The 23,470-nt window shown below is 67.5% G+C and carries 30 protein-coding genes; 19 read left to right on the top strand and 11 right to left on the bottom strand.

Annotation, left to right across the window (positions count from 1 at the left end):
• Window positions 1-78: 78 nt before the first annotated feature.
• Both FIU83_RS06350 and FIU83_RS06345 read right to left on the bottom strand, forming a co-directional pair.
• Window positions 79-1,536 carry a primase-helicase family protein gene (locus tag FIU83_RS06350; RefSeq protein WP_152483270.1) on the bottom strand — a complete coding sequence of 486 codons (1,458 nt, stop codon included), beginning with the start codon at window positions 1,534-1,536 and terminating at the stop codon, window positions 79-81.
• On the bottom strand, window positions 1,536-2,570 hold the full coding sequence (locus FIU83_RS06345) for a PriCT-2 domain-containing protein (RefSeq protein ID WP_152483269.1): 1,035 nt from the start codon (window positions 2,568-2,570) through the stop codon (window positions 1,536-1,538). The genes FIU83_RS06350 and FIU83_RS06345 overlap by 1 nt, the downstream gene beginning before the upstream one ends.
• A 250-nt stretch (window positions 2,571-2,820) precedes the next feature.
• Here FIU83_RS06345 and FIU83_RS06340 point away from each other — a divergent pair, with 250 nt between their 5' ends.
• Both FIU83_RS06340 and FIU83_RS06335 read left to right on the top strand, forming a co-directional pair.
• Window positions 2,821-3,312 (top strand): hypothetical protein, encoded by a 492-nt coding sequence (locus FIU83_RS06340; RefSeq protein ID WP_152483268.1) that lies wholly within the window; start codon window positions 2,821-2,823, stop codon window positions 3,310-3,312.
• A gap of 12 nt (window positions 3,313-3,324) precedes the next feature.
• Window positions 3,325-3,852 carry a hypothetical protein gene (locus FIU83_RS06335; protein ID WP_152483267.1) on the top strand — a complete coding sequence of 176 codons (528 nt, stop codon included), beginning with the start codon at window positions 3,325-3,327 and terminating at the stop codon, window positions 3,850-3,852.
• Window positions 3,853-3,854: 2 nt separating this feature from the next.
• On the opposite strand, the gene FIU83_RS06330 is transcribed toward FIU83_RS06335, so the two are convergent.
• Both FIU83_RS06330 and FIU83_RS06325 read right to left on the bottom strand, forming a co-directional pair.
• Window positions 3,855-4,064, bottom strand: coding sequence for a TraR/DksA C4-type zinc finger protein (locus FIU83_RS06330; protein WP_152483266.1), 210 nt, complete (start codon window positions 4,062-4,064; stop codon window positions 3,855-3,857).
• A complete protein-coding gene (locus tag FIU83_RS06325; RefSeq protein WP_152483265.1) occupies window positions 4,057-4,572 on the bottom strand; it encodes a phage regulatory CII family protein in 516 nt (171 codons plus the stop codon). The genes FIU83_RS06330 and FIU83_RS06325 overlap by 8 nt, the downstream gene beginning before the upstream one ends.
• 522 nt (window positions 4,573-5,094) lie before the next feature.
• Between FIU83_RS06325 and FIU83_RS06320 the strand changes: the two genes are divergently transcribed.
• From FIU83_RS06320 to bioA, 15 genes are all read left to right on the top strand, one after another.
• The gene (locus FIU83_RS06320) at window positions 5,095-5,724 is read left to right on the top strand and encodes a LexA family transcriptional regulator (RefSeq protein WP_152483264.1); all 630 of its coding nucleotides are present in this window, start codon (window positions 5,095-5,097) and stop codon (window positions 5,722-5,724) included.
• Between the two features lie 15 nt (window positions 5,725-5,739).
• On the top strand, window positions 5,740-6,552 hold the full coding sequence (locus tag FIU83_RS06315; protein WP_152483263.1) for a toll/interleukin-1 receptor domain-containing protein: 813 nt from the start codon (window positions 5,740-5,742) through the stop codon (window positions 6,550-6,552).
• 68 nt (window positions 6,553-6,620) lie between these two features.
• Window positions 6,621-6,815 (top strand): hypothetical protein, encoded by a 195-nt coding sequence (locus FIU83_RS06310; RefSeq protein WP_152483262.1) that lies wholly within the window; start codon window positions 6,621-6,623, stop codon window positions 6,813-6,815.
• Entirely contained in the window at window positions 6,808-7,137 is a 330-nt protein-coding gene (locus FIU83_RS06305) for a hypothetical protein (protein WP_152483261.1), read from the top strand. The genes FIU83_RS06310 and FIU83_RS06305 overlap by 8 nt, the downstream gene beginning before the upstream one ends.
• Complete coding sequence (locus FIU83_RS06300; RefSeq protein ID WP_152483260.1) at window positions 7,134-7,325, top strand: hypothetical protein; 192 nt, start codon at window positions 7,134-7,136, stop codon at window positions 7,323-7,325. The genes FIU83_RS06305 and FIU83_RS06300 overlap by 4 nt, the downstream gene beginning before the upstream one ends.
• Window positions 7,322-7,909: a hypothetical protein gene (locus FIU83_RS06295; RefSeq protein WP_216645072.1), complete on the top strand. Its 588-nt coding sequence runs from the start codon at window positions 7,322-7,324 to the stop codon at window positions 7,907-7,909. The genes FIU83_RS06300 and FIU83_RS06295 overlap by 4 nt, the downstream gene beginning before the upstream one ends.
• Window positions 7,897-8,127 carry a hypothetical protein gene (locus tag FIU83_RS06290; protein WP_152483259.1) on the top strand — a complete coding sequence of 77 codons (231 nt, stop codon included), beginning with the start codon at window positions 7,897-7,899 and terminating at the stop codon, window positions 8,125-8,127. Before FIU83_RS06295 ends, FIU83_RS06290 begins: the two co-directional genes overlap by 13 nt.
• Window positions 8,124-8,417, top strand: a complete 294-nt coding sequence (locus tag FIU83_RS06285; RefSeq protein WP_152483258.1) for a phage antirepressor KilAC domain-containing protein — start codon at window positions 8,124-8,126, stop codon at window positions 8,415-8,417. The genes FIU83_RS06290 and FIU83_RS06285 overlap by 4 nt, the downstream gene beginning before the upstream one ends.
• Window positions 8,404-8,805, top strand: coding sequence for a pyocin activator PrtN family protein (locus tag FIU83_RS06280; protein ID WP_152483257.1), 402 nt, complete (start codon window positions 8,404-8,406; stop codon window positions 8,803-8,805). The genes FIU83_RS06285 and FIU83_RS06280 overlap by 14 nt, the downstream gene beginning before the upstream one ends.
• Before the next feature lie 125 nt (window positions 8,806-8,930).
• Window positions 8,931-9,179, top strand: a complete 249-nt coding sequence (locus FIU83_RS06275) for a hypothetical protein (RefSeq protein WP_152483256.1) — start codon at window positions 8,931-8,933, stop codon at window positions 9,177-9,179.
• A 26-nt stretch (window positions 9,180-9,205) separates the two neighbouring features.
• Window positions 9,206-9,838, top strand: coding sequence for a hypothetical protein (locus FIU83_RS06270; protein WP_152483255.1), 633 nt, complete (start codon window positions 9,206-9,208; stop codon window positions 9,836-9,838).
• A 103-nt stretch (window positions 9,839-9,941) separates the two neighbouring features.
• Window positions 9,942-10,241 carry a hypothetical protein gene (locus tag FIU83_RS06265; RefSeq protein WP_152483254.1) on the top strand — a complete coding sequence of 100 codons (300 nt, stop codon included), beginning with the start codon at window positions 9,942-9,944 and terminating at the stop codon, window positions 10,239-10,241.
• 2 nt (window positions 10,242-10,243) lie between these two features.
• A complete protein-coding gene (locus FIU83_RS06260; protein WP_152483253.1) occupies window positions 10,244-10,492 on the top strand; it encodes a hypothetical protein in 249 nt (82 codons plus the stop codon).
• A gap of 150 nt (window positions 10,493-10,642) precedes the next feature.
• Window positions 10,643-11,788, top strand: coding sequence for a site-specific integrase (locus FIU83_RS06255; protein ID WP_152483252.1), 1,146 nt, complete (start codon window positions 10,643-10,645; stop codon window positions 11,786-11,788).
• Between the two features lie 244 nt (window positions 11,789-12,032).
• Window positions 12,033-13,304, top strand: a complete 1,272-nt coding sequence (gene bioA, locus FIU83_RS06250) for an adenosylmethionine--8-amino-7-oxononanoate transaminase (RefSeq protein WP_152483251.1) — start codon at window positions 12,033-12,035, stop codon at window positions 13,302-13,304.
• A 4-nt stretch (window positions 13,305-13,308) separates the two neighbouring features.
• Here bioA and FIU83_RS06245 read toward each other — a convergent pair whose 3' ends face one another.
• A complete protein-coding gene (locus tag FIU83_RS06245; protein WP_152483250.1) occupies window positions 13,309-15,333 on the bottom strand; it encodes a CocE/NonD family hydrolase in 2,025 nt (674 codons plus the stop codon).
• Window positions 15,334-15,368: 35 nt separating this feature from the next.
• The gene (locus FIU83_RS06240) at window positions 15,369-16,673 is read right to left on the bottom strand and encodes an acetyl-CoA carboxylase biotin carboxylase subunit family protein (protein ID WP_172976037.1); all 1,305 of its coding nucleotides are present in this window, start codon (window positions 16,671-16,673) and stop codon (window positions 15,369-15,371) included.
• 247 nt (window positions 16,674-16,920) lie between these two features.
• Between FIU83_RS06240 and FIU83_RS06235 the strand changes: the two genes are divergently transcribed.
• Window positions 16,921-17,223: a helix-turn-helix domain-containing protein gene (locus FIU83_RS06235; RefSeq protein ID WP_152483248.1), complete on the top strand. Its 303-nt coding sequence runs from the start codon at window positions 16,921-16,923 to the stop codon at window positions 17,221-17,223.
• 13 nt (window positions 17,224-17,236) lie between these two features.
• Here FIU83_RS06235 and FIU83_RS06230 read toward each other — a convergent pair whose 3' ends face one another.
• A complete protein-coding gene (locus FIU83_RS06230) occupies window positions 17,237-17,596 on the bottom strand; it encodes a hypothetical protein (RefSeq protein WP_152483247.1) in 360 nt (119 codons plus the stop codon).
• Window positions 17,597-17,766: 170 nt separating this feature from the next.
• On the opposite strand from FIU83_RS06230, the gene FIU83_RS06225 reads away from it, so the two are divergent.
• Window positions 17,767-18,243: a nucleoside deaminase gene (locus FIU83_RS06225; protein WP_152483246.1), complete on the top strand. Its 477-nt coding sequence runs from the start codon at window positions 17,767-17,769 to the stop codon at window positions 18,241-18,243.
• A 1-nt stretch (window position 18,244) separates the two neighbouring features.
• Here the strand turns inward: FIU83_RS06225 and FIU83_RS06220 are convergent, their stop codons facing one another.
• The 4 genes from FIU83_RS06220 to FIU83_RS06205 all read right to left on the bottom strand — a co-directional run bounded on the left by FIU83_RS06220 (window position 18,245) and on the right by FIU83_RS06205 (window position 23,387).
• Window positions 18,245-19,435 carry a hypothetical protein gene (locus FIU83_RS06220; RefSeq protein WP_152483245.1) on the bottom strand — a complete coding sequence of 397 codons (1,191 nt, stop codon included), beginning with the start codon at window positions 19,433-19,435 and terminating at the stop codon, window positions 18,245-18,247.
• 17 nt (window positions 19,436-19,452) lie between these two features.
• Entirely contained in the window at window positions 19,453-20,301 is an 849-nt protein-coding gene (locus FIU83_RS06215; RefSeq protein ID WP_152483244.1) for a hypothetical protein, read from the bottom strand.
• Window positions 20,301-21,326: a glutathione S-transferase N-terminal domain-containing protein gene (locus FIU83_RS06210; protein WP_152483243.1), complete on the bottom strand. Its 1,026-nt coding sequence runs from the start codon at window positions 21,324-21,326 to the stop codon at window positions 20,301-20,303. The genes FIU83_RS06215 and FIU83_RS06210 overlap by 1 nt, the downstream gene beginning before the upstream one ends.
• 249 nt (window positions 21,327-21,575) lie before the next feature.
• Entirely contained in the window at window positions 21,576-23,387 is a 1,812-nt protein-coding gene (locus FIU83_RS06205) for an acyl-CoA dehydrogenase C-terminal domain-containing protein (protein ID WP_152483242.1), read from the bottom strand.
• Window positions 23,388-23,470: the final 83 nt, after the last annotated feature.

Here is a 23,470-nt window from a genome sequence, read left to right as displayed (position 1 = left end):
GTCGGACTGTCGGAAACCGCGTGGTTGTGGCAATCCTGCGTCTGATAGAGCGTCTGATGGTCTGTCGGACTGTCGGAATCATGAGCGAGCCCCCTCGTCGGCCTTCACCTCGAGCTTGAAGCGGAAGTCGCGAGCCTCCTTGGCCGCATGGTCGGGCCAGCCGGCCTTTCCGATCTTGTCCGCCTGCTCCGGCGGCACGAACAGCCGCGTCGTCTTGAACTCGCCGTTGGCCGCCGGGTAGCGGATGTCGCGTCGATCACGCACCAGATCGCGGGCCACCTCGTCGCAGAACCAGCGCTGCTTGGTCTTGAACTCGTTGGTGTTCTCGCACCATCGCAGGAACGCCTTCCAGAGGTCCGCCACGGCCACCACCCCATAGGGCAGCCCCAGGTCGCCCGCCCGCCACTCGTGGACGAAGAAGCGCGCCGGCGAGAGGCTCGAATCGATCAGCCTCTGCTTTGCATCCGAGAGCGGCGGCTTGGTGTGTGCCTTGAAGCCCGCCAGGTCGAGATCCAGCAAGTAACGGTAGAAGCACTCCACCCCGCCCTGGTCGATCTCCTCGGCCAGCGCCTCGAAGTAGGCCGGCGGAGGCAGATCCTCCACGTGGAGCACGAAGTAGCGCCGGTCGCCCAGGTCGAGCTCCAGGGGCACGGTCGAGTTGGAGAGGAAGACGAAATTCACATGGTTGCGCTCGCTGCGCAGCGGCATGTTCTTCTCGTTGATCTGCAGCTCGTCGCCGGTGACCACGTGCTTGAGCACGCCCTTGTAGTGGGCCTTCTCCGCCCGGCTGACCACCTCCTCGGCCAGCGCGAACAGACGGCGCGACTGCCAGCCGGTGAACTGGCTCTCCAGCTGGGCCTGGCCGATCGTGATGCCGTACTCGCCGTAGATCCGCTTCAGGATGCCCTCGAACAGCAGCGACTTGCCCGTGCCCTCCGAGCCGTGCACAAGCACCGCCGTGGCCATCTTGGTGCCCGGCCACTGCAGAGGAAGCGCCATCCACTTGAGCAGCCAGAAGAACTCCTCTTCCCGATAGCCGCACAGCCGCCACACATGGTTGAGGATCCGCTCGCAGCCCTGCCGGCCCCGCGAATCCGCCTCCATCTTGAAGCCGTCGTAGAGGTTGACCGACAGCCTCGGGTCGATCGTCTCTGTGGGATCGAACACCACTTCCTCGGCGATCATCCGCCACGGGTGGTCCTGCCACTCCTTGAACGTCTCGCGGCCGACCGCCTCGCGCACGTGCGGTACCCGGATCAGCTTGCGTCGAAGGCCATCCCAGACCAGATCCGTGCCGTAGATCAGCCGGAAGTGCTGCAGCATGTCGCCCTTGCTGACGCGAACGCCAAAGGGATTGTCCTCCCCTTCCCCCTCCGGCGGGTGTGCGGGCGCGGCGGTAACCTCATCCGTCTGGTCGCCGCTCTCCCGGGAGGGGGCCACGGGGAGGGTCTCATCATTCGCCGCTTCCACGGCGGCGGTCAGCTGCTCGCGCACAGCGTCCAGGCCGCGGGCCTGGTGCAGATCGTTCCAATCCATCAGGCGGCCTCCATGCTCGGGAAGGCCACCGCGCAGCCCAGCTTCTCGGCCAGCGCCTCGGTCTTGGCGCGGCCGGGGTTGTCCTTCGTCTCCGGGTCATCGTCGCCGCACAGGATCAGCTGGCTCTGGGGGAACATCTGCCGCACCAGCTGCGCCACCCGGGCCATGTTGCCGAGATCCAGCGCCACGGCCACCGGCCAGCCCGTCGCCTCGTGCACGCTCGCCGCCGTGGCGTAGCCCTCGGCCACCGCCACCACCGGCGGCACCGCATCGCCGGCCCGGTCGATCAGGTGAAAGCACCCCATCTTGCGGCCGAACCGCGGGAACAGCTTGGTGCCCAGGTGGTTGATCGTCTGCAGCGCCCACAGCTTGCCGCCGGCATCGCGCAGCGGCACCACCAGGTCGCCCTGGCGCACGTGGAAGAAGTGCAGGTGATCCGGCCGGGGCTTGGGCACATCCGCCCAGAACTGGCGCGTCTCCTGCCCCGCCCATACGTCCACCCGCTCGCGCAGGCTGTCGACGTTGACCACCAGCGAGCGGCGCGGGAACAGCACGCCGTAGGCGCCCACGCCCTTGCGGTCCAGGTAGGGCGAGGCGCCGTGATCCTGCAGATGCTGCTCGAACACCCGCTGGCAGGCCTCGGCCACCGCCTCGCGCATGCGCTCGAGCTTGGCCTGGTCCGCCTCCACCGCTTCGGCCGCCCGGCGGCGGCGCTCCTCTGCCTCGGCCTTCAGTCGCCGGAGATACTCGGCGCTCATCTCGCGACGCTCGCGCTTCCAGCCGCCATCGGCGGCCAGCTTGATGATGGTGCCCAGGTGCACGTGGCCCGGCGTCAGGCTGCGCCACACGCTCTTGGCATCCGCCGCCTTGTAGCTTGCCGCCTGCTGGCTCCACTCGTCCCAGGCCGCGAAGCCGTCGTCGCCGTACTCCGTCTTGCAGGCGTTGCCGATGCTGACCCACGTCTCGCGGTCATCGGCGGCGATGTGCTGCAGGGCGAGACGCAGTTCGTCCAGGGTCAGGGGATCATGCTGCATAGGTCACCCCCTCGCCTTGGACGTTGTAGGGAGGGCACTCATCTTGGTCATACGATAGGCTTAGTGGTGCCAACCAGAAGCCCAACGCGGAAACCAAGGAGTGCCCATGACAAAGGAACAGAAACCAGATCGCCAGCCTCAGCCCCGTGATCTGCCGGATCCCGACCGTCCCGGGAGGGCACACGTGCCCATCCATCGCCGGCCGGGCACCAAGTAGGGGCTGATATGAGCCACAAGGTGAGGAAAACAGATGGAAGCGACGAAACCGGAAGACAGGCCACGTAACCGCGACGACATGGAGTACGAAATCCGCTATTCCATTCGCCTTCTCACCTTGCATGCCAACTTGGCGCGAAATGCCGACGTGCTGCTGACAGGTGCCACACTGCTGGGCCTGGCGGGCGGCGTCGGTTCGATGGTCAATCAGAGCGGCATCCTCGCCAGCGTGGCCGGCGGTGCACTCACCGTGGTGGCAGTGGCCCAGGTACTGTTCAAGCCTGCCGAGAAGAAGCTGCAAGCCAATTTTCGAAAGCAGAGCTATGCCGACCTGTGGAGCAGGTTCCGCCGACTGTCGGATGATGAAATAGACAGTGAGCTGGCGAAGCTCCATGGCAGTGATCTCAACGAGATCGAGGGCTTGCGATTGATCGCCGAATTCGATGTATGCAAGGAGCTTGGACTCGACGAGACAGAACTGACGCCCATGACGACATGGAACCGCCTGCTCAAGGCTGTCAGCTGAAAGGAGTCGAAAATGCAGTTGCTCGACAGGCACGTACAGAGGGACTTGTTGAACACGCTGGGTGAAAGATACCCGAATCCCGTGACTGACCTGTTTGATCCCGTGGACCTCGAGTGCCCTGCAAGCGTGAACCTCCATTACCTTGAGGAGCATGGCCTGGTTACACTCGAGCGGGTCGAACGCGCTCGGCATCCCTCTCAACACCGCCCCGGAATAGCCCGTTGGCATGGCCCTACACTCAAGGGAAGCGCCACTATCACTGCTGCGGGGATGGACTTCCTCTCCGACGACGGTGGGCTCTCGGCGATACTTGGCACTGTCACCGTCCGCCTGCATGCGGACAGCATCCGCGACCTGATCGAAACCAGAATCATCGCGAGTGATCAGGTGCCTGAGGATGAAAAACCCGGACTCATTGCCGCCTTGAAGGGCATGCGAGAAGAGGGCCTGAAGCAGCTGACCACGCGACTGATCACCTACGGTCTTGACCAAGGCGCCGCCTCCAGTCAGCAACTCATACAATGGTTGACGACTAGCTAACATCACCGCCTGCCCTCCCGGCGCGTCTGGCACGCCACGCAGGTCACCACGCCCGGCAGGCGCTTACGACGGGCCGCGGGGATATCCTCCCCGCAGTCTTCGCAATCGGTGCACTGGGCCTGCACAGCCTGAGCCGATGCCGCCCGGCGGGCGGCCAGCGCGTCCTCGAGGCGCTGGTCGATGAGTTCCTGAGCGCGATCGGCGTTATCCATGCGCCACCTCCCCCGCGCCGTTGGCGGCCATTTCCAGCGAAAGTACCGCCTCCATGGTCTGGCGGGCGCGCTTGCGCAGCTCGGCCCGCTCGCGTTCGTCGACCACGCCATCCTCGAGGCTGGTACGCACGCTGGCGATCATGTCGCCCAGGCGGTCATGGACGCTGGCCAGGTGCTCGAGCACGTCGAGCTGCTCGCCGTTGCGATCGGTACCGCGCCGCTCCACTGGGCACACCCACAAGCAGCCGCCGGCGATCTCGCCGAGGCTATCCAGGATGCGCGGATCGCGGGTAGCGGCCAGCACCGCCTCGATATCATCGATGTTGGCACGGTGCGTCTCGTGGGTGGGGCTTAGCTTGTGCTGCAGGGTGGTGGCGTTCAGCCCATATATGGCCGCCACAGCCTTCACGCCGCCCGGGTATTCACGGGCCGCGTGGTACAGGGCCAGATTGAGGGGCAGGACTTCGCGCTGGGCGCGCTCCTGAGAGGAGAGCCAACGGCGGGTCATGACATTACTCCCTTGTCGTTGCCATGCGACCCGCTGCCGATTGCGTTATCCTGCAAACGTGATCGCATGTGGTGTGCATCACATCGCCGGGAGTCGCTCGTGGTGGGCAAACACTCCCGGCACATCGCCGGAGGATGGACCTATGGTGGGTAGGTCCTCCGGCACCCGCAGGCCGCCTTGCTAGGCGGCCTGCTCCATCTTCAGCTCTTCGGAGGGCACTCCGTAGTGAACGAGCACTTCAAGCAAAGAGACCCTTCCTTCGCTTGCTTGCGCCAAGCGGCGCATGTACCTCAAGGAAGCAGGTTTCCGTGCGCGAAGAACATGAACGCGTAGATAACCCACTGTGGTACCTGCCCTTTCAGCAAACTGCTCCAGCGGAATGCAGCCATTAGCCTCAGGCCGGTCCAGCTCACGAAGGTAGTCAGATAGCTTCATAACGACACCTCAATACCTTTTTGGTATCAAATTACCAACACCACAATGCTCGTTTACCATTTGGGTAATGTCAAGGATGCTTCATGAATGGACATCACGACGACCCGCAGACGCCGCGTACAGGCGATCATTAGTGACCGCGCCCTCACCCTGAAGGCCTTCGCCGACCTGATCGACAGAAGCCAAGGACAGGTGAGCGCCATAGCGGGCGCTTCAGCACACAAAGGGATAGGCAACAACCTAGCCCGGCACATAGAGGCTTGCTTGGATCTGCCGAAGGGCTTCCTAGACCAACCTTTACATGATGAGAACGCCGCGGTGGTAACCACTTCGACGCGGCGGCTGCCGGTGCTAGGCCAGGCATCGGCAGGGAAAGTCATGGAAAACATCGAAGACGCCCACGTTTCTGAGTATGTGCTTGCACCCGGACCAACAGGCCCTCAAGCGTTTGCACTCAGGATTGAAGGCATCAGCATGGAACCTAGGTTCCAAGAGGGCGACAAGATTGTCATCGACCCTGACCTAGAGTGGCATAACGGTGATTTTGTATACGCCATGCGGCTGAGTGACAACTCAGGCACATTTAAGCAATTGCGCACCGAGGGTGACGACCTGTACTTGTGTGCCATAAACCCCAGTTTCGAACCTCGTTACACACGCATGGACGGTGAATGGACAATAATAGGAAAAGCCCGCTGGAGGGTTGAAGACCTTTAACAATGGAGCTTAAAAGTGAAGGTATTTCTTAGCTGGTCAGGTGCAAAAAGCAAAGCAGTCGCAGAACTGACAAACGAATGGCTGCAATGCGTCTTGCAGTCACTTCGCCCCTGGATCTCAACCAAAGGCATTGACGGAGGCTCACTGTGGTTTACTGAGATCTCTAACGAGCTGAACGACACTGGGATTGGCATTGTTTTTTTGACTCAAGAAAACAAAAACAGCCCATGGATCATGTTTGAGTCCGGAGCCCTAGCAAAGGGCCTTTCAAGCAACAGAGTTTGCACATTCCTAATTGACCTAGAGCCACAGGACATAAACAACCCTCTCGCAAACTTCAACCACACCTTCCCAACAAAAGAAAGCATATTGCGCCTTATTTATATGCTAAACAATTTGCTTGGCGATTCCGGACTAGACGTAAGCGTACTAGAGAAAGTTTTTGAAAAGTATTGGCCTGATTATGAATCAGGGCTTGCCAGAATCGAGGAATCTCACGACACCTCGGAAACTGAAGAAGAAGAGAGAAAACCCGATGACATACTTAGCGAAATACTCCTCACCACGAGATCTCTCTCCAACAGGCTTGCAGGACTAGAAAGAAGAGAGGCATCAAAAAGCTCCAACCAAAATGAAAGCAAAACCAACGAAGACCTTACCATTGACGATATAAACAAAATTATAAGCAGATACATTTCATCGAACAAATATAACAAAAATAACGACAACCAAATCAGAAAAGTAGAGATCAAGAAGCACGGCTCGCCCACGCACTTCCGCAAATTCCGCGACGACAATGAGGAAGGCAACGATGGAGAAGATACCTAAAAGGTATTGACAAGAACACCATATAGGTACGAACCTCATGCCATACCCGCCCACCACGGAGTATGGCAATGCACACCACACGCCCATCCCAGGCCCGGGTCTACCTGCACCCGGCCGCCGCCACCCCACAGGCGGTAAAGCGCGTCGAGCTGGCCACCGGCCACCTCGCGCTGCCTGACCCCTTCACCCGCCACATCCGGCTGCTGCCGCTGATCGAGCCCGCCCGCTGCCTGCACCAGGCGCAGGAGGTGGCCCGTGGCTGAGGTCATCCCCCTCCAGCAGCTCACCAGCGCCCATCGCTGCCTGATGGCGCGCATCCAGGATCTCTGGATCGACGTCAGCCTGCAGACCGATCACGTCGCCTGCTACCACTACAGCGGCACCGTCCACAGCGTGTATGTCCACCTCGTGCCGCCGGCACACCAGGCGGAGAGCGATGGCGGCGACGGCAGCCACCGGGCCAGCTGGAGCGCCCGGCTGTACCTGCCCCCACACGAGCTCGCCCAGCCCGACAGCCTCAAGGCGCTGGGCGACATCATCACCAAGCTCGAGGGCTACCTGCCCTCGCCCGGGGGTGCCGCATGATCGCCGCCCTCCTCGACCCTTTCCGCACCATGGCCCAGCTGATGGTGGGCTTGCTGCCTCTGCACGCCAGCGAGGCGGCCACCGGCGTCGCCGTGATGGTCGGCCTGCTGCTGGTGGTGGCCCTGTTCATCCTGCCCGCTTGCCTGCTGGGCGCTTGGCTCGAACACCGCGAGAGGAGAAGCTCATGACCCCCACAAAGCTGCTGATCGGCCTCACCGGCCCCGCCCGCTGCGGCAAGAGCACCGCCCAAAAAATCATCGCCGAGCGCTTCGGGCTGGCCCGCATCAACTTCGCCGATCCGATCAAGGACGCCCTGGGCGCTATGCTCGACATCGACGTTCACGCCCTGGACGGCGAGGCCAAGGAGGCCCCGCTGCCCGGCATTGAGTTCAGCCCCCGCGAGCTAATGCAGACCCTGGACACCGAATGGGGTCGGGACCTCTATGGCACCAACTTCTGGGTCAAGCTCGCCGAGCGCCGCCTCGCCATGCTCGAGGACGTGGAGACCGAGCGCTTTCAGGGGGCCGTGTTCAGCGACGTGCGCTTCCCCCAGGAGGCCGACTGGATCCGCCAGCACGGCGGCACCGTGATCCACCTTCACAGGCCCGGCAACGCCCAGGTACGTGCGCACCTCAGCGAGGCCGGCATCGCCTTGCACAAGCGCGACCAGCTGATCACCAACGGCGGCGACCTCGACGAGCTCAACGCCCGCCTGACCATCGCCGTGGAGCAGATGATCGACGCCGGAGGGGCCACCGCATGCTTCGCATAACCGCTTGGCGCCTCCGCCGCTGGTGGCAGCGCCTTCAGCGCGACCGCTGGATGATGCGCTACGCCCGCGCCGTCACCTGGCACAGCGACACCTCCTGGTTCCACGCCTACGCCATGGCGGAAAGCGCGCTGCTCGACGATCCCGTCGCGCTCACCGAGCGCGATCCCCTCGACGCCGCCCTGAACGACCTGGGCATTCGCACGGAGGACCTGGCATGAAGCGCTACACCCTCCAGCAGGCCGCCGCGCTGCTCGGCACCGGCCGCACCACCCTGTGCCAGCAGCTGCGCGAGCTAGGCATGCTCGACCAGCACAACCTGGGCACCCGCGAGCACACCAGCACAGGGCGCCTGGTCGTCGAACTGCGCCAGTACGAGCACGTGGGGCTCGGCCAGCCGCGCCCCTACGGCAAGACGCTCGTCACCGAGCGGGGGCTGATGTACATCGCCCACCGGCTGGGCCGCGACGTCGTCACCGAGCGGGAGGCCGCCAACGATGCCGCGCACTGAGCCGCCCACCGCGCCGCCGCCCTGGCTCGACGAGGCCGAGCCGGTCAGCACCGTGGCCCTGCTCTACCGCGAGTTTGGCGACGTGCTGATCCCGCTCGAGACGGTGCGCCTGCGCTACTTCCGCAACCGCAGCGCCGAGCGCTTCCGCCGCGCCCTGCGCGACGGCGAGATCCCGCTGCCCATCGTCACGCTCGACCGCTCCTACAAGGCCCAAGGATTCATCTGCCTCTACCAGTTGGCGGCGCTGCTCGAGCACCAGGCCCGCGAAGCCGCCGCCCAGCGCGAGATGATGATCACCACGTCGAAGAGCGACCAGCAGCTGCGCCGGCGAATGATCGACGCGGTACCGACCACCGATTTCCGCGCGCCCACGGGCACCGCGGACTGACCGGAACGCAACCCGACGAGGAAGCCATGGAACTGTTCAGCCTGCTCGGCGCGTATCTGCACTTCGGCTACGTCTTCGTCGCCGGCCTCGCGCTGGGCTGGCTGATCTGGCACTAGAGGCACGCCATGAAACTCACCGCACGCGAATGGCAAGACGCACGGCCAGCGCCCCAGAAGAAGGCGCCCGCCCCCAAGCGGGCGCCCGGCAAGCCGGGCGAATCGCTCACCCAGATGGCCCGCGATGCCGGGATCTCGCCCAGCGCCATGACCCGCTGGACCCAGCGCCGACCCGAGATCCACGCACGCCTCGGCGACGCGGCCTTCGTGCGCTACGTCGCCGATCAGCGCGCCATGCGCTACCGCCACCACCGCTAGATCCTGCCCACCACAGGAGAGACCACATGCACACCCACCAGCTGCTCGATCACCCGCTGTTCGAGGAACAGCCCTTCCAGGACATCCTCGAGCCCTTCGGCTTCGAGGTCAGCATCAAGCTGATTGATCCGCCCATCGACCCGGCCTGCGATGACCCCGCGGCCATCGACGCCTACGCCAACGACTCCCAGGCCTATATCGACGGGCTCACCTTCGAGCACCCGCCGGGCTTCAGCGAGCTCGATCGCAGCGAGAACGACGAAGGCGACCTCTACAGCGTCGCCGTGCGCGCCAAGACGGTGTTCGCCCAACTGCTGCTGTGCGCCGACTCCGCCTTCGCCGGCCCGAACAGCCACTTCAGCGCCCCATACCTGGACGTCTACCGCGAGCGCATGCGGCAGCTCTCGACCGAGAGTTTCAGCCGCGAGCGCGATGATGGGTACCAGCATGGCGAACTGGCAAACGCCGCCGCGAGCTATGCCCACCATGCCGATACGGGCCGAGGCTCTACCGCCAGCACCGCCATCTGGCCTTGGGCAGACAAGTGGTGGAAGCCCAGCGCCGATCCGCGCCGCAACCTGGTCAAGGCCGGTGCCCTGATCCTCGCCGAGATCGAACGCCTCGACCGCGCTGCCCAGCGGCAGGGAGGTGAGGCGTGAACACCATCGCCCGGGTCCACCACTCTGAGCAGAATTTCGCACAGAAACTCGCCAATGACGGCATCCTTGAGCAGGATGCTGCGCATCCGATCGGGGAGGCGTTATGAACTACACCGCCAGCTTCCAGCAGTTCGTGCGCCGTCGCCTCGAGATCGGCGCACCCTGCTCGTTGAACCCCGACGAGATCGCCGCTGTGCACGCGCTGTTCAAGGAGCGCGACCGCCTAGAGCGCGAAAAGATCGCCTTGGCCCAGGACGTGCTGAACGGCAGGGATCGGCAAATCGCCCAGGCCGAGGCACTGGATGAGGCCGCCGATGACTGCGTGCCGGCCATGCACCAGATGGCGAACTGGCTGCGCGCCCGGGCCCACGAGAAACGCTGCCAAGCCAAGGGAGGCGACTGAACATGCCACTCTTCAGCCGCGTCCTCGGCCAGCTCGAGGAACATATCAAGCAGAGCCGACGCGCCAGGCTGCGCTATCGCACCATGGTGGTCATCGCCCAGGATCGCGTCGATCGACTGGCGGTCACCAGTGAACAGGATGCCCCGGAAGACGTCACGAGACACTGCACGGATGGCATTAGGCATCACATGACGCCATGCCACATCGGCGCCAACGTGCTACCAGTGGGGAGTCACTATGCTGCCCGTTGACCACGTCACAATCGAGCGCTTCTCAGAACTCACCGGCTACAGCGAGGAAGCGGTGCGTTCGAAAATCCGTCGCGGCCAATGGCGCAATGGCCATGAATTCATGAAAGCACCGGACGGACGGGTGCTGATGTCACTGGAGGGATACGCAAGGTGGGTAACCAGCGGAGTCACCACGAAGGGGTCAGGATCGCTTCGGCCAGCACTGTCGAGATCGACTTCTACTACCAAGGCGCCCGCTGCCGCGAACGCCTCAAGCTCCAGCCCACCCCCGCTAACCTGAAGAAGGCGGCGCGCCATCGCGCCGCTGTCATCGCGTCGATCGAGGCCGGTACCTTCGACTACCAGGTCACCTTTCCCCGCAGCAAGAACGCCCGCAAGTTCCTGCGGGGCGATCGGCTCGACCATTATCTGCGAAGCTGGCTTGAGGCCAAGAAGCCCACGCTCAAGGCCAGCACGATCCGCACCTACACCACGATCATCGAGAGGCTCATCATCCCTGAGCTGGGTAACCTGACCCTACCGGAGGTAACGCGCCCCGCCGTGCGCGAGTGGGTCACCACGCTCTCCTGCGGCAACAAGCGGATCAGCAACATTCTCACCGTGCTGCGTTCGGCCCTCAGCGACGCCATGCACGACCAGCTGATTTACTCCAACCCCATCAAGGGTTGGCACTACCGGCGCAACCAGGGCCCTACCTCCAGCCGCGGCCCGGACCCGTTCACCCGGGACGAACAGATCGCCATTCTGGCGGCCATGCGCGACGAGGTGCGCCCTCTCTTCCAGTTCGCTTTCTGGACGGGCATGCGGCCCAGCGAATACATCGCCCTCGAGTGGGGCGACATCGATTGGAAGCGCATGGAGATCATGGTATCGAAGTCGAGCACGCGCGAAGCGCGAGGCAACCTGGAGGACACGAAGACCGCCGCGGGTCGCCGTACCGTCACCCTCCTACCACCGGCCGCCGAGGCCCTTAAGGCACAGAAGCAATTCACCAGGCTGAATCCCTCCGGCCGCATCTTTCTGTGGCCGCGCGGCCAGCAACCGTTCCGCAGCGACGCCGACATACGCGAGAAGCTGTGGCGACCGGCGGTCCTACGCTCCGGCGTGCGGTACCGTACCCTGTACCAGACGCGGCACACCTTCGCCTCGATGATGCTGTCCGCTGGCGAGCCCCTGGCCTGGGTAAGCAAGCAGCTCGGCCACCGCGATGTGGTGTTCACCGCCCGCACTTACGCCAAGTGGGTACCGAACTCCTCACCCGAGGTCGGAATGCGTGCCGTGGAGATGTTCAGATAGAATGGTCAGTAACTAGTCAGCAATTTCACCTAACATATTGAAATTACGTGAAACCTAGAAAATTCAAGTCTCCCCATCCGCACCATCTCAACACAGCGTTTCGCTCTCTCTCGCACCGGCTTTCCTCGAGAAGGCACGGCGATGCGTCGTGTCCATCGTTTGCGCTCCCATCCGCGGCGCACCGGGCCGTTGCCCCTCGCGGTTTTCGCCCCCTTCACTCTCTGCCGACTCCTCGGAGGCCCTCATGACGTCCCCCGTCTGGCACCCCTATGCCCACCTCAAGACCCAGCGCCCGGCCCCCAAGGTGGTCGGCGGCGAGGGCGCGACCTTTACCCTGGAGGGCGGCGAGACGCTGCTCGACGCCACCTGCTCCTGGTGGTGCATGATCCATGGCTATCGCCATCCGCGCCTGGTCGAGGCCATCCAGCACCAGGCCGACGAGCTCTGCCACGTGATGCTCGGCGGCCTGACCCACGAGCCCGCCGACCGCCTCGCGCGGGAGCTGGTGCGCGTGACGCCCGAGGGCCTCAATCACGTCTTCTTCTCCGACAGCGGCTCGGTGGGCATGGAAGTGGCCATGAAGATGGCCGTGCAGTACCACTACCTGCGCGGCAAGCCGGCCAAGCACCGCATGCTGACGCTGATGAAGGCCTACCACGGCGACACCGCCGGCTGCATGGCGGTGTGCGATCCGGAAGAGGGCATGCACTCGCTGTTCTCGGGCTTCCTGCCCCAGCACCACTTCGCCCCCGCCCCCACCGCCGGCTTCGACGCCACCCAGGAGGCAGTGCAGACCGACCTCGACGCCCTGCGCGGCGTGCTGGAGGCCCATCACGAGGAGATCGGCGCGCTGCTGATGGAGCCGCTGCTGCAGGCCGCCGGCGGGCTCAACATGACCTCGCCCCACTACCTGCGCGGCGCCCGCGAGCTGTGCGACGAGTTCGACGTGCTGCTGATCTTCGACGAGGTGGCCACCGGCTTCGGACGCACCGGGCGGATGTTCGCCGCCGACCACGCCGATGTGACGCCGGACATCATGGTGCTCTCCAAGGGGCTGACCGGCGGCTACCTGGGCCACGCCGCGACGCTTGCCACCGATCGGGTCCACGACACCTTCGTCGGCGACAGCGAGCTGCACGCCTTCATGCACGGCCCCACCTTCATGGGCAATCCGCTGGCCTGCCGGGTGGCGCTGGAGAGCCTGGCGGTGTTCGAGGAGGACGACTACCTGGGCCGCATTACGGCGCTCAACGCCATGCTGCGCGAGGCCCTGGTCGAGGATGCGGCGCTGCGCGCCCACCCGGACGTCGCCGACGTGCGCGCGCTCGGCGCCACCGCGGTGATCGAGGTCCACGACGCCGCGTCGCTCAAGGGCGTGGCCGACTTCGCCCGCGACCGAGGCGTCTGGCTGCGCCCCTTCGGCCGCTGGCTCTACACCATGCCCGCCTACGTGACGAGCGAGGCCGAGATGCGCCGCATCACCGATGCCATGAAGGGCTGGTTCCTGGCGCGCTGAGCGCTCACACCAGCCGGCGCGGCAGGCGCAGGTCCCAGCTGCGGCAGAAGACCCGGGTCTCCCCCTCGTAGGCGTCCAGGGTGGCGTGCAGCCGGAAGGTCTCGGCATCCGAGGTGAGGCGCGTGAATGTCACGGTGCGCACCGCCCAGTCGCCCCGGGCCAGCGAGCGCTCCCAGTGGGTCGTGCCCTCCAGGGAGTCGACGTCGTCGTCGCGGCAGGCGTAGGTCTCCACCGCCCGGGTCGCCACCTCGATCCCGGAGTCCTCGAGGCGAAGGCGGCCATTGTCGTTGATCACCTCCAGGACCGAGAGGTCCTCGGCCAGGTCGCGATGCACGTACCAGTTGTGATGGCCGGGCGCGAGGCGGGTGGTCTCGATGCTCGGGGCCGCCTCGGGCTCGGCGAAGGACGCCAGCCGGCTGTCCTCCTCGCGGGGCGGACGCACCGGCAGGTGCAGCGCGCAGCCCCGATCGAAGAGCGTCAGGCGCACCAGCGCCGGCGGCGCCCAGGCGAGCGGCCAGTAGGAGGTGGAGAGCGAGAGCCGCAGCCGGTGCCCCCGGGGAAACACCTGGGCCACGTCGTTGAGCTGCAGCCGCACGCGATAGCGGCGGCCCGGCGTCAGGGGGCTCGGCGCGGCGTGGCTCTCGCGGTGGGTGAGGTTGAGCAGGCCGTAGGTGACCCGGGTCGCCTTGTCGTCGGGGGCCACGTCGGAGAGGCGCGCCGCCACCATGGCCACCGGCCGGTCGGCGGCCAGCTCCAGCTCCACCACCGCCGCCCCCATCACCTCCAGCGGCGCCTCCAGGGGCGGGCTGTCGAAGGTCAGGGCGCCGCCGTCCTCCTGGCGCTGGTCGTGGGCCAGATCCGGGCCGGCAGCATAGGAGCACCACTTGCCGGCAAAGAGCCCGCAGGTCAGCGGCGACTGCACGGTCAGCACGCTCTCCTCCTCGACGGAGCGTCCGTCGAGGTGCAGCCGGTCGGGGGAGAGGGGCAGCTTGACCTGCACGATATTGGGCGAGGGCCAGCAGGGCTCGGCGACCCAGCGCCCCGGCCGGCAGCCCACCCGGGTGGTCGGCGGCATGCTGTCCTGCATCCACACCTTGAGCGCCGGCTCCTCCTTGACCCCGGTATCGCGTCCCTTGAGCCACTGGTCCCACCAGCGCAGGCACTCCTGCAGGAAGCCGATGGCCGGCCCCGGCTCGCCCAGGTGCGGGTACTTGTGGCTCCAGGGGCCGATCAGCCCCTGGCAGCGGCCGGGCAGGTTCGCCACCAGGCGCTTGACGGCGTTGGAGTAGCCGTCCGACCAGCCGCTCACCGCCAGCACCGGCACCTGCACCCGGGAGAAGTCCTCGCAGATCGAGCCGTGGCGCCAGTAGGCGTCGCGGTGGGGGTGCTCGAGCCAGGTGGCTAGCCACAACCCGCTGCCCTCCAGGCGCCGGTGCCACATCTCACGCCACGCCTCGCCCACCACGCTGGGGTCCGGCGGCAGGGCGTTGTAGGCGAACATGGTCGAGGCCCAGGAGAGGTTGTCCCCCAGCAGGCAGCCGCCCATGTAGTGGACGTCGTCGGCGTAGCGATCGTCGGTGGAGCAGACGCTGACCACGGCGCCGAGCTCGGGGGGCCGGCGGGCCGCCAGCTGCAGGCCGTTGAAGCCGCCCCAGGAGATGCCGATCATGCCGACCCGGCCGTCGCACCAGGGCTGGGCGGCCAGCCAGCGCAGGATCGCCTCGCCGTCGAGGAGCTCATGCTCCAGGTACTCGTCGGTGAGCACGCCCCCGGAGTCGCCGCTGCCGCGGATATCGACGCGGATCGAGGCGTAGCCGTGGCCGGCGAAGTAGCGGTGGTGCTGGGCATCGCGCCGCGCCGAGCCGTCGCGCAGCCGGTAGGGAATGTACTCCAGGATGGCCGGCACCGGCCGCGAGTCCGCGCCAACCGGCCGCCAGAGCCGTCCGCAGAGCGTGACGCCGTCGTCCATGGGGATCCACACCGGGTCGTGGCACGCCACGCGGTAGGGAAAGTCGGTGACGATACGCATGGCCTCCTCCTCTGATCATGGCCGGCGACGGCGATTCAGGCCCCCTCCTCGTCCGCCAGCGGCGCGATCCTGAACGGCAGCATCCGGCGGCACTGCGCGATGCGCGCCTCCAGCGCCTCGCAATTCTCGGCCCCGGTGAAGAGCACGCCCAGCTCCCAGGAGAAGGAGTCCTGGTGCCTGAGCTCGGAGAGCCGCATCCCCTGCGCCACGTTGAGCTGCACCAGGGTGCCCGGGAACGCCGCCTCGACGCGGCGAATCTCCGCCTCGTTCGGCACCCGCTCGACCCGGCCATTCTCGAAGACCCGCAGCATCTGCTTGGCGGCCACGGCGTAGGGTCCCTCGCGATGGGGCATGCGCGGCGCGAGGCCCAGCGCCACGTCCACCATCACCTGGAAGTGCGGCGCGCCGTCGACCAGCCGGAAGAGCGCCGCGTGGGAGCGCGAGAGGCGCGCATTGACCTCGAGCAGCCAGAGCCGGTCGCGCTGCGCGTCGTGGAAGTACTCGATGTTGAAGGGCCCGTCATCAAAGCCAATCCGGGCGATGAAGCGCCGGGTCAGCGCCAGCATGCGCTGCTGGAGCGCCTCGGGCAGCGAGGAGGGATACGCGTAGCGCAGCAGCACGGAGGGGTGGTCGTCGTCGCGCAGGCTGTCGACGATGCCCACCAGGTGCACCTCCCCGCCCTGCACGTAGCCCTCCAGGGTGCACTGGCGCCCGTCCGAGATGATCGCCTCGGCGATGCAGTGATGGCCGGTGATCGCCGCCACCTCTTCGGGCAGCGCGGCATGGGCGCACATCTCGTCGAAGGGCCGGCCAAAGCGTCCGATGCCGGCGCGGATGAGCGGCAGCACTTCGCGCAGCTGCTCGGCGCTCTCGATGCGAAAGCCAAGGTGCGAGGAGTGCGCCTTGATCGGCTTGAGCCAGAACGGATAGTCGATCTCCACGGACTCGACGGCCCGCGGGTCGAAGGGGTCCAGCGCCTGGAAGGCCGGCACGCACTCCGGCACCGAGCGCGCCTGCTCCAGGCGGCTCCAGTACTTGTGCTCGCACTTGAGCACCGCCTCGAGGGACGGGCCACGCAGCCCCCGGGCCTGGCGCAGCACGGGCAAGAGCCCGCTGGTGGGAAAGTCCCAATAGCCGACGATGGCGTCCACCGGGCCTTCGAAGCGCGCGAGCTCGTCAAGCGCCTCCTCCACCAGGCGATCGAAGGGGTATTCCGCGGCGTGCACGACCTGCTCGAGGGAGAGCAGCGGATGAAAGACATACTCCTCGGCATGGCGAAGGTGCGGCAGCAGCCGATGCGACAGCGGATCCTGGCCGACGATGAAGACGTTCCAGCGCATGGGGATTCCTCCAGGCAGGCCATCCCATGGCGGCGGTTCATCGTGTCGTGTCCCATCCTCCATCATGGCAAGCGATCCGCGAATCCGCCCGTCGGATATGCGCCGCCCTCCCCGCGCCTGCCCCGCGGCTGGGGAAGGCGGGCGAGGAAGGAAGCCATGGTGCCAGGCAGGACGAAGCCGCTAGACTGCAGGCAGCGAGGCGAGGCATGCCGCTCGCCCGAGCCCGTACCCGCCAAGGATGCTCCGCATGACCCTGAGCAAGACCCGCACCAGCTTCTATCGTCGCCTCTACGTCGCCCACCTGGTGGTCAGCGGCGCCGCCAGCGTGCCGGCCATCATGGAGGCCACCGGCATGCCCCGGCGCACCGCCCAGGACACCCTCGCCGCCCTGGCCGAACTGGACATGGTCTGCGAGTTCGAGCCCCTGCCGGGCGAGCGACACAACATCGGCAGCTACGTGATTCGCGACTGGGGCCCCATCGACCCGACCTGGGTGGCCCAGCACGCCGAGCGGCTGCGCGAGGCCCTGGGCTACCCGCCGCGGCACTGAGGCGGCGCCATCGTCAGCCGTTGCCCCTTGCGGGGAAGCGGTAGCCGAGGGCCTCCAGAGGCTCCCGGAGCGAGACCGGCTGCACGGCGTCCGACTCATCGTCTGCCGCCCAGGGCAGCGCCACCACGCCCGCCTCATTATGCTCGACGCCCATCACCTCGCCGCAGCGACGACACTCTTGGCTCACGCCGCCCGAGGCCGCCTCGCGGGAGACGAGCTCATCGACGCCCTCGCCGACCTGCACCGCCTCCAGCGGCCAGAGGGTGACGGACGTGCCGACCGGGTCCACGGCCCCGCCGAGCGGCACCCCGCAGGCCAGCAGGCAAACCGCGCCACAGTCGCAGGCCAGTCGCTGGTAGAGACCGTTGCTCATCGTGCCCTCCCCGATCGATGGATAGCGCCTGATGACAGGCGCCTCGAGTGTGGCATTGCGCGGGGCACATCCCAAGCGGGATCGGGGCGACACGCCGCCCGCCCCCATGAAAACGCCCCCGGCGGGTCGTATGATGAGAAGACACGCCACCGTCGAAGGAGGGAACGACGATGATCAGCGAAACCGACAAGCGGCACCTCGAACGCTGCGTGGAGCTGGCCGAGGAGGCCCTGGAGGCCGGCGACGAGCCCTTCGGCTCGGTGCTGGTGAGCGGCGACGGTGCGGTGCTGGTCGAGGACCACAACCACGTGGCCGGCGGCGATGCCACCCAGCACCCGGAGTTCTTCCTGGCCCGCTGGGCCGCGGAGAACCTGCCTCCCGAGGAGCGCGCCCGGGCCACCGTCTACACCTCGGGCGAGCACTGCCCGATGTGCGCGGCCGCCCACGGCTGGGTGGGGCTGGGGCGCATCGTCTACGCCAGCTCCTCCGAGCAGCTCGTCGGCTGGCTCAAGGAGATGGGCGTCGCCCCGCCGCCCGTGAACACCCTGCCGATCCAGGAGATCGTGCCGAGCGCGACGGTCGAGGGGCCGGAGCCGGAGCTCGCCGAGCGGGTCCACGCCCTGCATCGCCGCCTGCACGGGGTCTGAGTCACTGCTCCAACCCCGGCGCCTGGGCTCGGGCGCCGGACGCCGCCGTGAGGCCGAGTCGTTCGAGGATGCGATAGGCCTCGGGACGCGCTTCGCCCGCAGCGCGCTCGCCCTGCCCGGCAGGCGCTTCCAGCCCCTCCCCCAGCCGCGCGGCGGCGGCCGACACGGCGAGACCGAGCGCGCCCGCGGCGTCGCGACGGGCCTCCTCGATGCCCTCCAGCAGCCGGGCCTCGAGGGCCGGGCGCTGGCGCGCCTCCTGCAGCTTCAGCAGGGCGAACTCGCCGCCGACCATCCCCGCGATCCCCGTGACGGTGGTCGCCGCGCCCACCATCAAAGCGCCGGGACCGGTGGGCGCCGTTACCGCCGCCGCGGCCCCGCCACTGGCGAGCGAGCGGACGGCCCCGGCGCCCAGCCGCGTCGCCAGGGCGCGCAGCGCCATCCGGCCGCCCTGCCCCAGGGTCCCGGCCGCCAGCCTGCGCGCCAGGGGCCGCCCTGCCATCAGCCCGATGCCGCTGCCTCCCAGCGCGGCGGCCTGCCAGCGGCGGGCGTCGAGCGTGGTCAGCAGCGCTTCGTCCATCCGGTCGTCCAGGTCGAAGGGTGGCGGCGCCACTGCCGGCGTCTTCGCGTCGGTAACGTTTCGAGGCGCGTAGCGTTCGAGCAGGGTCGCGCTCATCGCCTCCGCCAGGGCCCGCTGCTCGCGGGCGAGCCGCGCCGCGTGCGCCGCCTGGAGTTCGGCCAGGGCCGCCTCGATGCCGCTCGCCTCGATCAGCCGCTTCCGGCGCTGGGTCGCGAACCAGGCGGCCTGATCGTCCGCCAGCCCCATCGCCAGGCGCAGGGTGCTGCCGCCCAGCGAGAAGTACCAGTCGAGGTAGCTCGGTACCGCCGCCTCGAGCGGCGCGAAGGCCTTGGCCAGGCGCGCCTCGGTCCAGGGCGCCATGCGGGCGGCCAGCGCTGCCTCGGCCTCGTCGGCGAGCCGCTCGAGATCGCGGGTGAAGGCGGCGTGATCCTCGGCCTCCAGGGTCAGGGACTCTCCCGCGACGATCACCCGGTAGAGCGGCGCCTGGCTGTGCGCTTCGAGCAGGCGATGGCCGGCCTCGAAGGCCGCCAGCAGCAGGAGCACCACCAGGGCCGAGAGCACCCAGCCGCGCCGGCGGCTGGCACGCATCGGGGCGCGCTCGGCTTTCGGGCTCACGGCCTAGTCGGTCATGTTCATGGTCGCGTCTCCCGATCGGCGGTCGGCGCCGGCTCGCCCGACGGCTTCCTGCGAAGCGAACGGCCCTCGCGGCGCAGCGCCTCGGCGCCCACCAGCAAACGCACGTAGGCCCAGGCGACGGCGCCCTGGGTGAGCAGCAGCACCAGCCAGCCCAGCACCGCCAGGGGCGTGGCGAGGGCAAAACGCTCCACGGCGTTCTGCATGGCCCACTGCCGGGTGAGCTCGGCGCTCTCGGCCAGCCGCTCGAAGACGCCGAGCAGCCCTCCGCCCTCGCCGACCACCAGGTGGCGGGTGATCGCCTCCTCCCAAACGAGCCCGACCAGCCACGGCTGGGGCAGCCAGAGCGCCGCCAGCACCATCGCCAGGGCCAGCAGCGCGGAGATGGGCATCACGAGCAGTCGCCGGGTCACCGCCGGCAGGTGCTCGGCCACGACATGGCGCGATAGCCGCCGCCGCAGCCGGTGCCTGGCCAGCACCATGACCGGCAGCGCGGCGAGCAGCAGCGGCCACTCCGCCAGGGCGAGCAGCCGCAGGTCGACCAGCAGCACCAGGGCGAGCAGAGCGCCGACGAACTGGTGGCGCAGCACCATCAGCACCCCGCCCGCGAGCCAGCGCCGCCAGGGGGAGTCGTCGCGCAGGTACTGGCCGAGCCAGGCCCGCCGCCGCAGCCGGGAGGCCTCGAGGCTGCCGGCCACGATCAGCTGGGTGGCCAGCACCCAGATCGGCACGAAGAGCATGCCGGCGACACCCTCGCCCGAAAGCGACCAGCCCAGCAGCACCAGCGCCGCCAGGGCCAGGTGGCCGTGGCGGCGCAGCGGCCGGAAGAACACGCTGCGCCCCGTCATCAGGCCAGCGGCGAGCGGGCCTGCTCGATGAACGCCTCGCAGCGAGCGCGTGCCGGCCGGTCCCTCAGGCCCGCCCAGTAGGCCTCGAATTCGGGCCGCCGCGGGATCGTGCCGAAGTGCATGCCCCAGCCGAGGTGGGAGCCGACGTAGACGTCCGCCGCACTGAAGCGATCGCCGGCGATATAGCGACGCCCGGCGACCGCGGCGGAGAGGGTGTCGAGCACCGACCAGACATCGCCGCAGCCGAGCTGCATCTGCTGCTCGGGCGTGGGATGCACGCCCAGCGCACCGAGCCCCAGGGCGGCCTCCAACGGTCCGGCGGCGAGGAACAGCCAGCGATAGTAGTCGGCCCGCTCGGTGGGCGGCGGTGCCAGCCCGGCCTCGGGAAAGGCGTCGGCGAGGTAGGTGCAGATCGCGGCGGCCTCGGTGACCACGGCGTCGCCGTGGCGGATCGCCGGCACCTTGCCCATGGGGTTGAGCGCCAGGTAGTCCGGCGACTTCATCGTGGTGCCGTACTCGAGCACCACGGTCCGATAGGAGACGCCGAGCTCCTCGAGCATCCAGTGGACGATGCCGCCCCGAGAGAGCGGGTTGGTGTAGAAGATCAGCTCGCGGGGCGCGGCCTCGGACGCGGGCTGTCCCGGGGAGGCAGCGCGCGTCTCAGGCACGTCCAGGTCGTCCGACATCACCTCGGGCAGGGCCTCGGCGAGGCACGCCAGCACCTCGCCGGCCGGCCGCGAGAGCGGCTCCTCGGGGGCGTTGCGCACGCGGTCGAGCCCTTGCGCGAGCGCCTCGAACTGCGCCTGACTCAGGTTAAGGGGCGGCACCAGCACCCCGGGCGCGAGCACGTAGCCGACGCCGGGGTCGCTGGCGATCTCGACCCCCAGCGCCCGCAGCGCCGCGATATCCTGATAGAGGGTGCGCAGGGGAATGCCGAGCGCCTCGGCGAGCGCCGGCCCGCCGAGGCGGCCATCGTGTCGACGCATCACACAGAGCAGTTGGTGCAAGCGGTTCGGGCGGGGCATGGCGATCTCCTTGCGTGCCTGGCACGCCTCGGGGGATGGCGGAACGGTGAGCCGGCGGTCCGGCGGCGGGGCGACGAGCCTGGCGCCATCATGCCCTTGGCGACAGGACAACGCCAGGCGGCGATCACGCGACACCGCCGGCCGATCCGGGCCGAGCGCCTCCTGCAAAAAAGAGCGGCGGGCCGAGGCCCGCCGCAGAGGGATCGAGCGGTGCCCGATCGCGAGAGATCCTGAATCAGGTATTGAAACTCAGGTTTCAAAGCCCAGGCCGAAGTCCTCGGCGCCGATCGCCATCAGCGACTCGCCTCCCGCTTCGATGGCGGCCTGGTGGGCGCGGGTGCGCGGCAGCAGGCGCTGGTAATAGAAGCGCGCGGTATCGAGCTTGGCGCGGTAGAAGGCGGCCTCGTCGCCGCCCTCGGCCAGGGCGGCTCGGGCCTGCCTGGCGGCCCGAGCGAAGAGGTAGGCCAGGGTCACGTAGCCAGAGTACATCAGGTAGTCGACGCTGGCCGCGCCGACCTCCTCGCGCTCACTCATGGCCTTCATGCCCACGCCCATGGTCAGCTCGCCCCACTCCCGGTTCAGCTTGGCCAGGGGACGCACGAACTCGGCGAGCTCGGGGTTGCCCTCCTCGGCCTGGCAGAAGCGGTGGATCTCCCTGGTGAAGACCTTGAGGGTCTCGCCCTGGCTCATCAGCACCTTGCGACCGAGCAGGTCGAGGGCCTGGATGCCGGTGGTGCCCTCGTAGAGGCGGGTGATGCGTGCGTCGCGCACCAGCTGCTCCATGCCCCACTCCTGGATGAAACCGTGGCCGCCGAAGACCTGCACCCCCTCGTTGGTGGCCTCGAAGCCGACCTCGGTCAGGAAGGCCTTGACGATGGGCGTCAGCAGGCCGAGCAGGGTCTCGGCGCGCTCCCTCTCGGCGGGGTCGCTCCCCTGCTCGACCAGGTCAATCATCTGCGCGGTGTATAGCGTCAGCATCCGCCCGCCCTCGGCGAAGGCCTTCTGGGTCAGCAGCATGCGGCGCACGTCCGGGTGGACGATGATCGGGTCGGCGGGCTTCTCCGGGGCCTTCGCACCGGCCAGCGCGCGCATCTGCAGGCGGTCGCGGGCGTAGGCCAGGGAGTTCTGGAAGCTCGCCTCGGTGAGGCCGAGCCCCTGGATGCCCACGCCGATGCGCGCGGCGTTCATCATGGTGAACATGCAGGCCAGGCCCTGGTGGGGCGCACCCACCAGGAAGCCCCGGGCGGCGTCGAAGTTCATCACGCAGGTGGCGTTGCCGTGGATGCCCATCTTGTGCTCCAGCGAGCCGCAGGCGACGCCGTTGCGCTCGCCGGGCTCGCCCGCCTCGTTCGGCAGGAACTTGGGCACCACGAACAGCGAGATGCCCTTGGAGCCCTCCGGAGCATCCGGCAGCTTGGCCAGCACCAGGTGGACGATGTTCTCGGCCAGGTTGTGCTCCCCGGCGGAGATGAAGATCTTGGTGCCGGTGATCGCATGGCTACCGTCGTCATTCGGCACGGCGCGGGTCTTGATCAACCCCAGGTCGGTACCGCAGTGGGGCTCGGTCAGGCACATGGTGCCGGTCCAGGTGCCCTCGACCAGCCTGGTCAGATAGGTGGCCTTCTGCGCCTCGCTGCCGTGATGGCGCAGGGCGTCGGCAGCGCCGTGGGAGAGCCCCGGGTACATGCCCCAGGCCAGGTTGGTGGCGCAGATCATCTCGTTGAGCGCCATGCCGAGCGAGGCCGGCAGGCCCTGTCCGCCGTGCTCCGCCTCTGCGGCGAGCCCCGGCCAGCCGCCCGCCACGTACTGGGCGTAGGCTTCCTTGAAGCCCTTGGGGGCCTTGACCTCGCCGCCCTCCATCAGGCAGCCCTCGCGGTCGCCGCTCTGGTTCAGCGGCAGCAGCACCTCGCGGGCGAATCGCGCGCCCTCCTCCAGGATGGCGCCCACCACATCGGGGGTGGCCTCCTCGCCCCCGGGCAGACGCGCGTAGTGGGCCGGGTAGTCGAGCATCTCATCCATCACGAAGCGCAGGTCGCGCAGGGGGGCCTGGTAGTCGGGCATCTCGTCTCTCCTGAGGTTCGGGCGCAAGCAGCGGCGGCAACCGCTTTCAAACATGTGTTTGAAAATATCCACTCACCGGCGGC

The organism is Halomonas sp. THAF5a, from assembly GCF_009363755.1.
Classification (GTDB): domain Bacteria; phylum Pseudomonadota; class Gammaproteobacteria; order Pseudomonadales; family Halomonadaceae; genus Halomonas.
The sequence above is the reverse complement of the archived record's forward strand: the minus strand, read 5'-3'. Positions and strand labels throughout refer to the sequence as shown.

Bases quoted from the DNA above. Each gene is read 5' to 3' on its own strand.
- FIU83_RS06350 (WP_152483270.1), bottom strand. From the start codon at position 1,536: ATGGATTGGAACGATCTGCACCAGGCCCGCGGCCTGGACGCTGTGCGC.
- FIU83_RS06345 (WP_152483269.1), bottom strand. From the start codon at position 2,570: ATGCAGCATGATCCCCTGACCCTGGACGAACTGCGTCTCGCCCTGCAG.
- FIU83_RS06340 (WP_152483268.1), top strand. From the start codon at position 2,821: ATGGAAGCGACGAAACCGGAAGACAGGCCACGTAACCGCGACGACATG.
- FIU83_RS06335 (WP_152483267.1), top strand. From the start codon at position 3,325: ATGCAGTTGCTCGACAGGCACGTACAGAGGGACTTGTTGAACACGCTG.
- FIU83_RS06330 (WP_152483266.1), bottom strand. From the start codon at position 4,064: ATGGATAACGCCGATCGCGCTCAGGAACTCATCGACCAGCGCCTCGAG.
- FIU83_RS06325 (WP_152483265.1), bottom strand. From the start codon at position 4,572: ATGACCCGCCGTTGGCTCTCCTCTCAGGAGCGCGCCCAGCGCGAAGTC.
- FIU83_RS06320 (WP_152483264.1), top strand. From the start codon at position 5,095: ATGGACATCACGACGACCCGCAGACGCCGCGTACAGGCGATCATTAGT.
- FIU83_RS06310 (WP_152483262.1), top strand. From the start codon at position 6,621: ATGCACACCACACGCCCATCCCAGGCCCGGGTCTACCTGCACCCGGCC.
- FIU83_RS06300 (WP_152483260.1), top strand. From the start codon at position 7,134: ATGATCGCCGCCCTCCTCGACCCTTTCCGCACCATGGCCCAGCTGATG.
- FIU83_RS06295 (WP_216645072.1), top strand. From the start codon at position 7,322: ATGACCCCCACAAAGCTGCTGATCGGCCTCACCGGCCCCGCCCGCTGC.
- FIU83_RS06290 (WP_152483259.1), top strand. From the start codon at position 7,897: ATGCTTCGCATAACCGCTTGGCGCCTCCGCCGCTGGTGGCAGCGCCTT.
- FIU83_RS06285 (WP_152483258.1), top strand. From the start codon at position 8,124: ATGAAGCGCTACACCCTCCAGCAGGCCGCCGCGCTGCTCGGCACCGGC.
- FIU83_RS06280 (WP_152483257.1), top strand. From the start codon at position 8,404: ATGCCGCGCACTGAGCCGCCCACCGCGCCGCCGCCCTGGCTCGACGAG.
- FIU83_RS06275 (WP_152483256.1), top strand. From the start codon at position 8,931: ATGAAACTCACCGCACGCGAATGGCAAGACGCACGGCCAGCGCCCCAG.
- FIU83_RS06270 (WP_152483255.1), top strand. From the start codon at position 9,206: ATGCACACCCACCAGCTGCTCGATCACCCGCTGTTCGAGGAACAGCCC.
- FIU83_RS06265 (WP_152483254.1), top strand. From the start codon at position 9,942: ATGAACTACACCGCCAGCTTCCAGCAGTTCGTGCGCCGTCGCCTCGAG.
- FIU83_RS06260 (WP_152483253.1), top strand. From the start codon at position 10,244: ATGCCACTCTTCAGCCGCGTCCTCGGCCAGCTCGAGGAACATATCAAG.
- bioA (WP_152483251.1), top strand. From the start codon at position 12,033: ATGACGTCCCCCGTCTGGCACCCCTATGCCCACCTCAAGACCCAGCGC.
- FIU83_RS06245 (WP_152483250.1), bottom strand. From the start codon at position 15,333: ATGCGTATCGTCACCGACTTTCCCTACCGCGTGGCGTGCCACGACCCG.
- FIU83_RS06240 (WP_172976037.1), bottom strand. From the start codon at position 16,673: ATGCGCTGGAACGTCTTCATCGTCGGCCAGGATCCGCTGTCGCATCGG.
- FIU83_RS06235 (WP_152483248.1), top strand. From the start codon at position 16,921: ATGACCCTGAGCAAGACCCGCACCAGCTTCTATCGTCGCCTCTACGTC.
- FIU83_RS06230 (WP_152483247.1), bottom strand. From the start codon at position 17,596: ATGAGCAACGGTCTCTACCAGCGACTGGCCTGCGACTGTGGCGCGGTT.
- FIU83_RS06225 (WP_152483246.1), top strand. From the start codon at position 17,767: ATGATCAGCGAAACCGACAAGCGGCACCTCGAACGCTGCGTGGAGCTG.
- FIU83_RS06215 (WP_152483244.1), bottom strand. From the start codon at position 20,301: ATGACGGGGCGCAGCGTGTTCTTCCGGCCGCTGCGCCGCCACGGCCAC.
- FIU83_RS06210 (WP_152483243.1), bottom strand. From the start codon at position 21,326: ATGCCCCGCCCGAACCGCTTGCACCAACTGCTCTGTGTGATGCGTCGA.
- FIU83_RS06205 (WP_152483242.1), bottom strand. From the start codon at position 23,387: ATGCCCGACTACCAGGCCCCCCTGCGCGACCTGCGCTTCGTGATGGAT.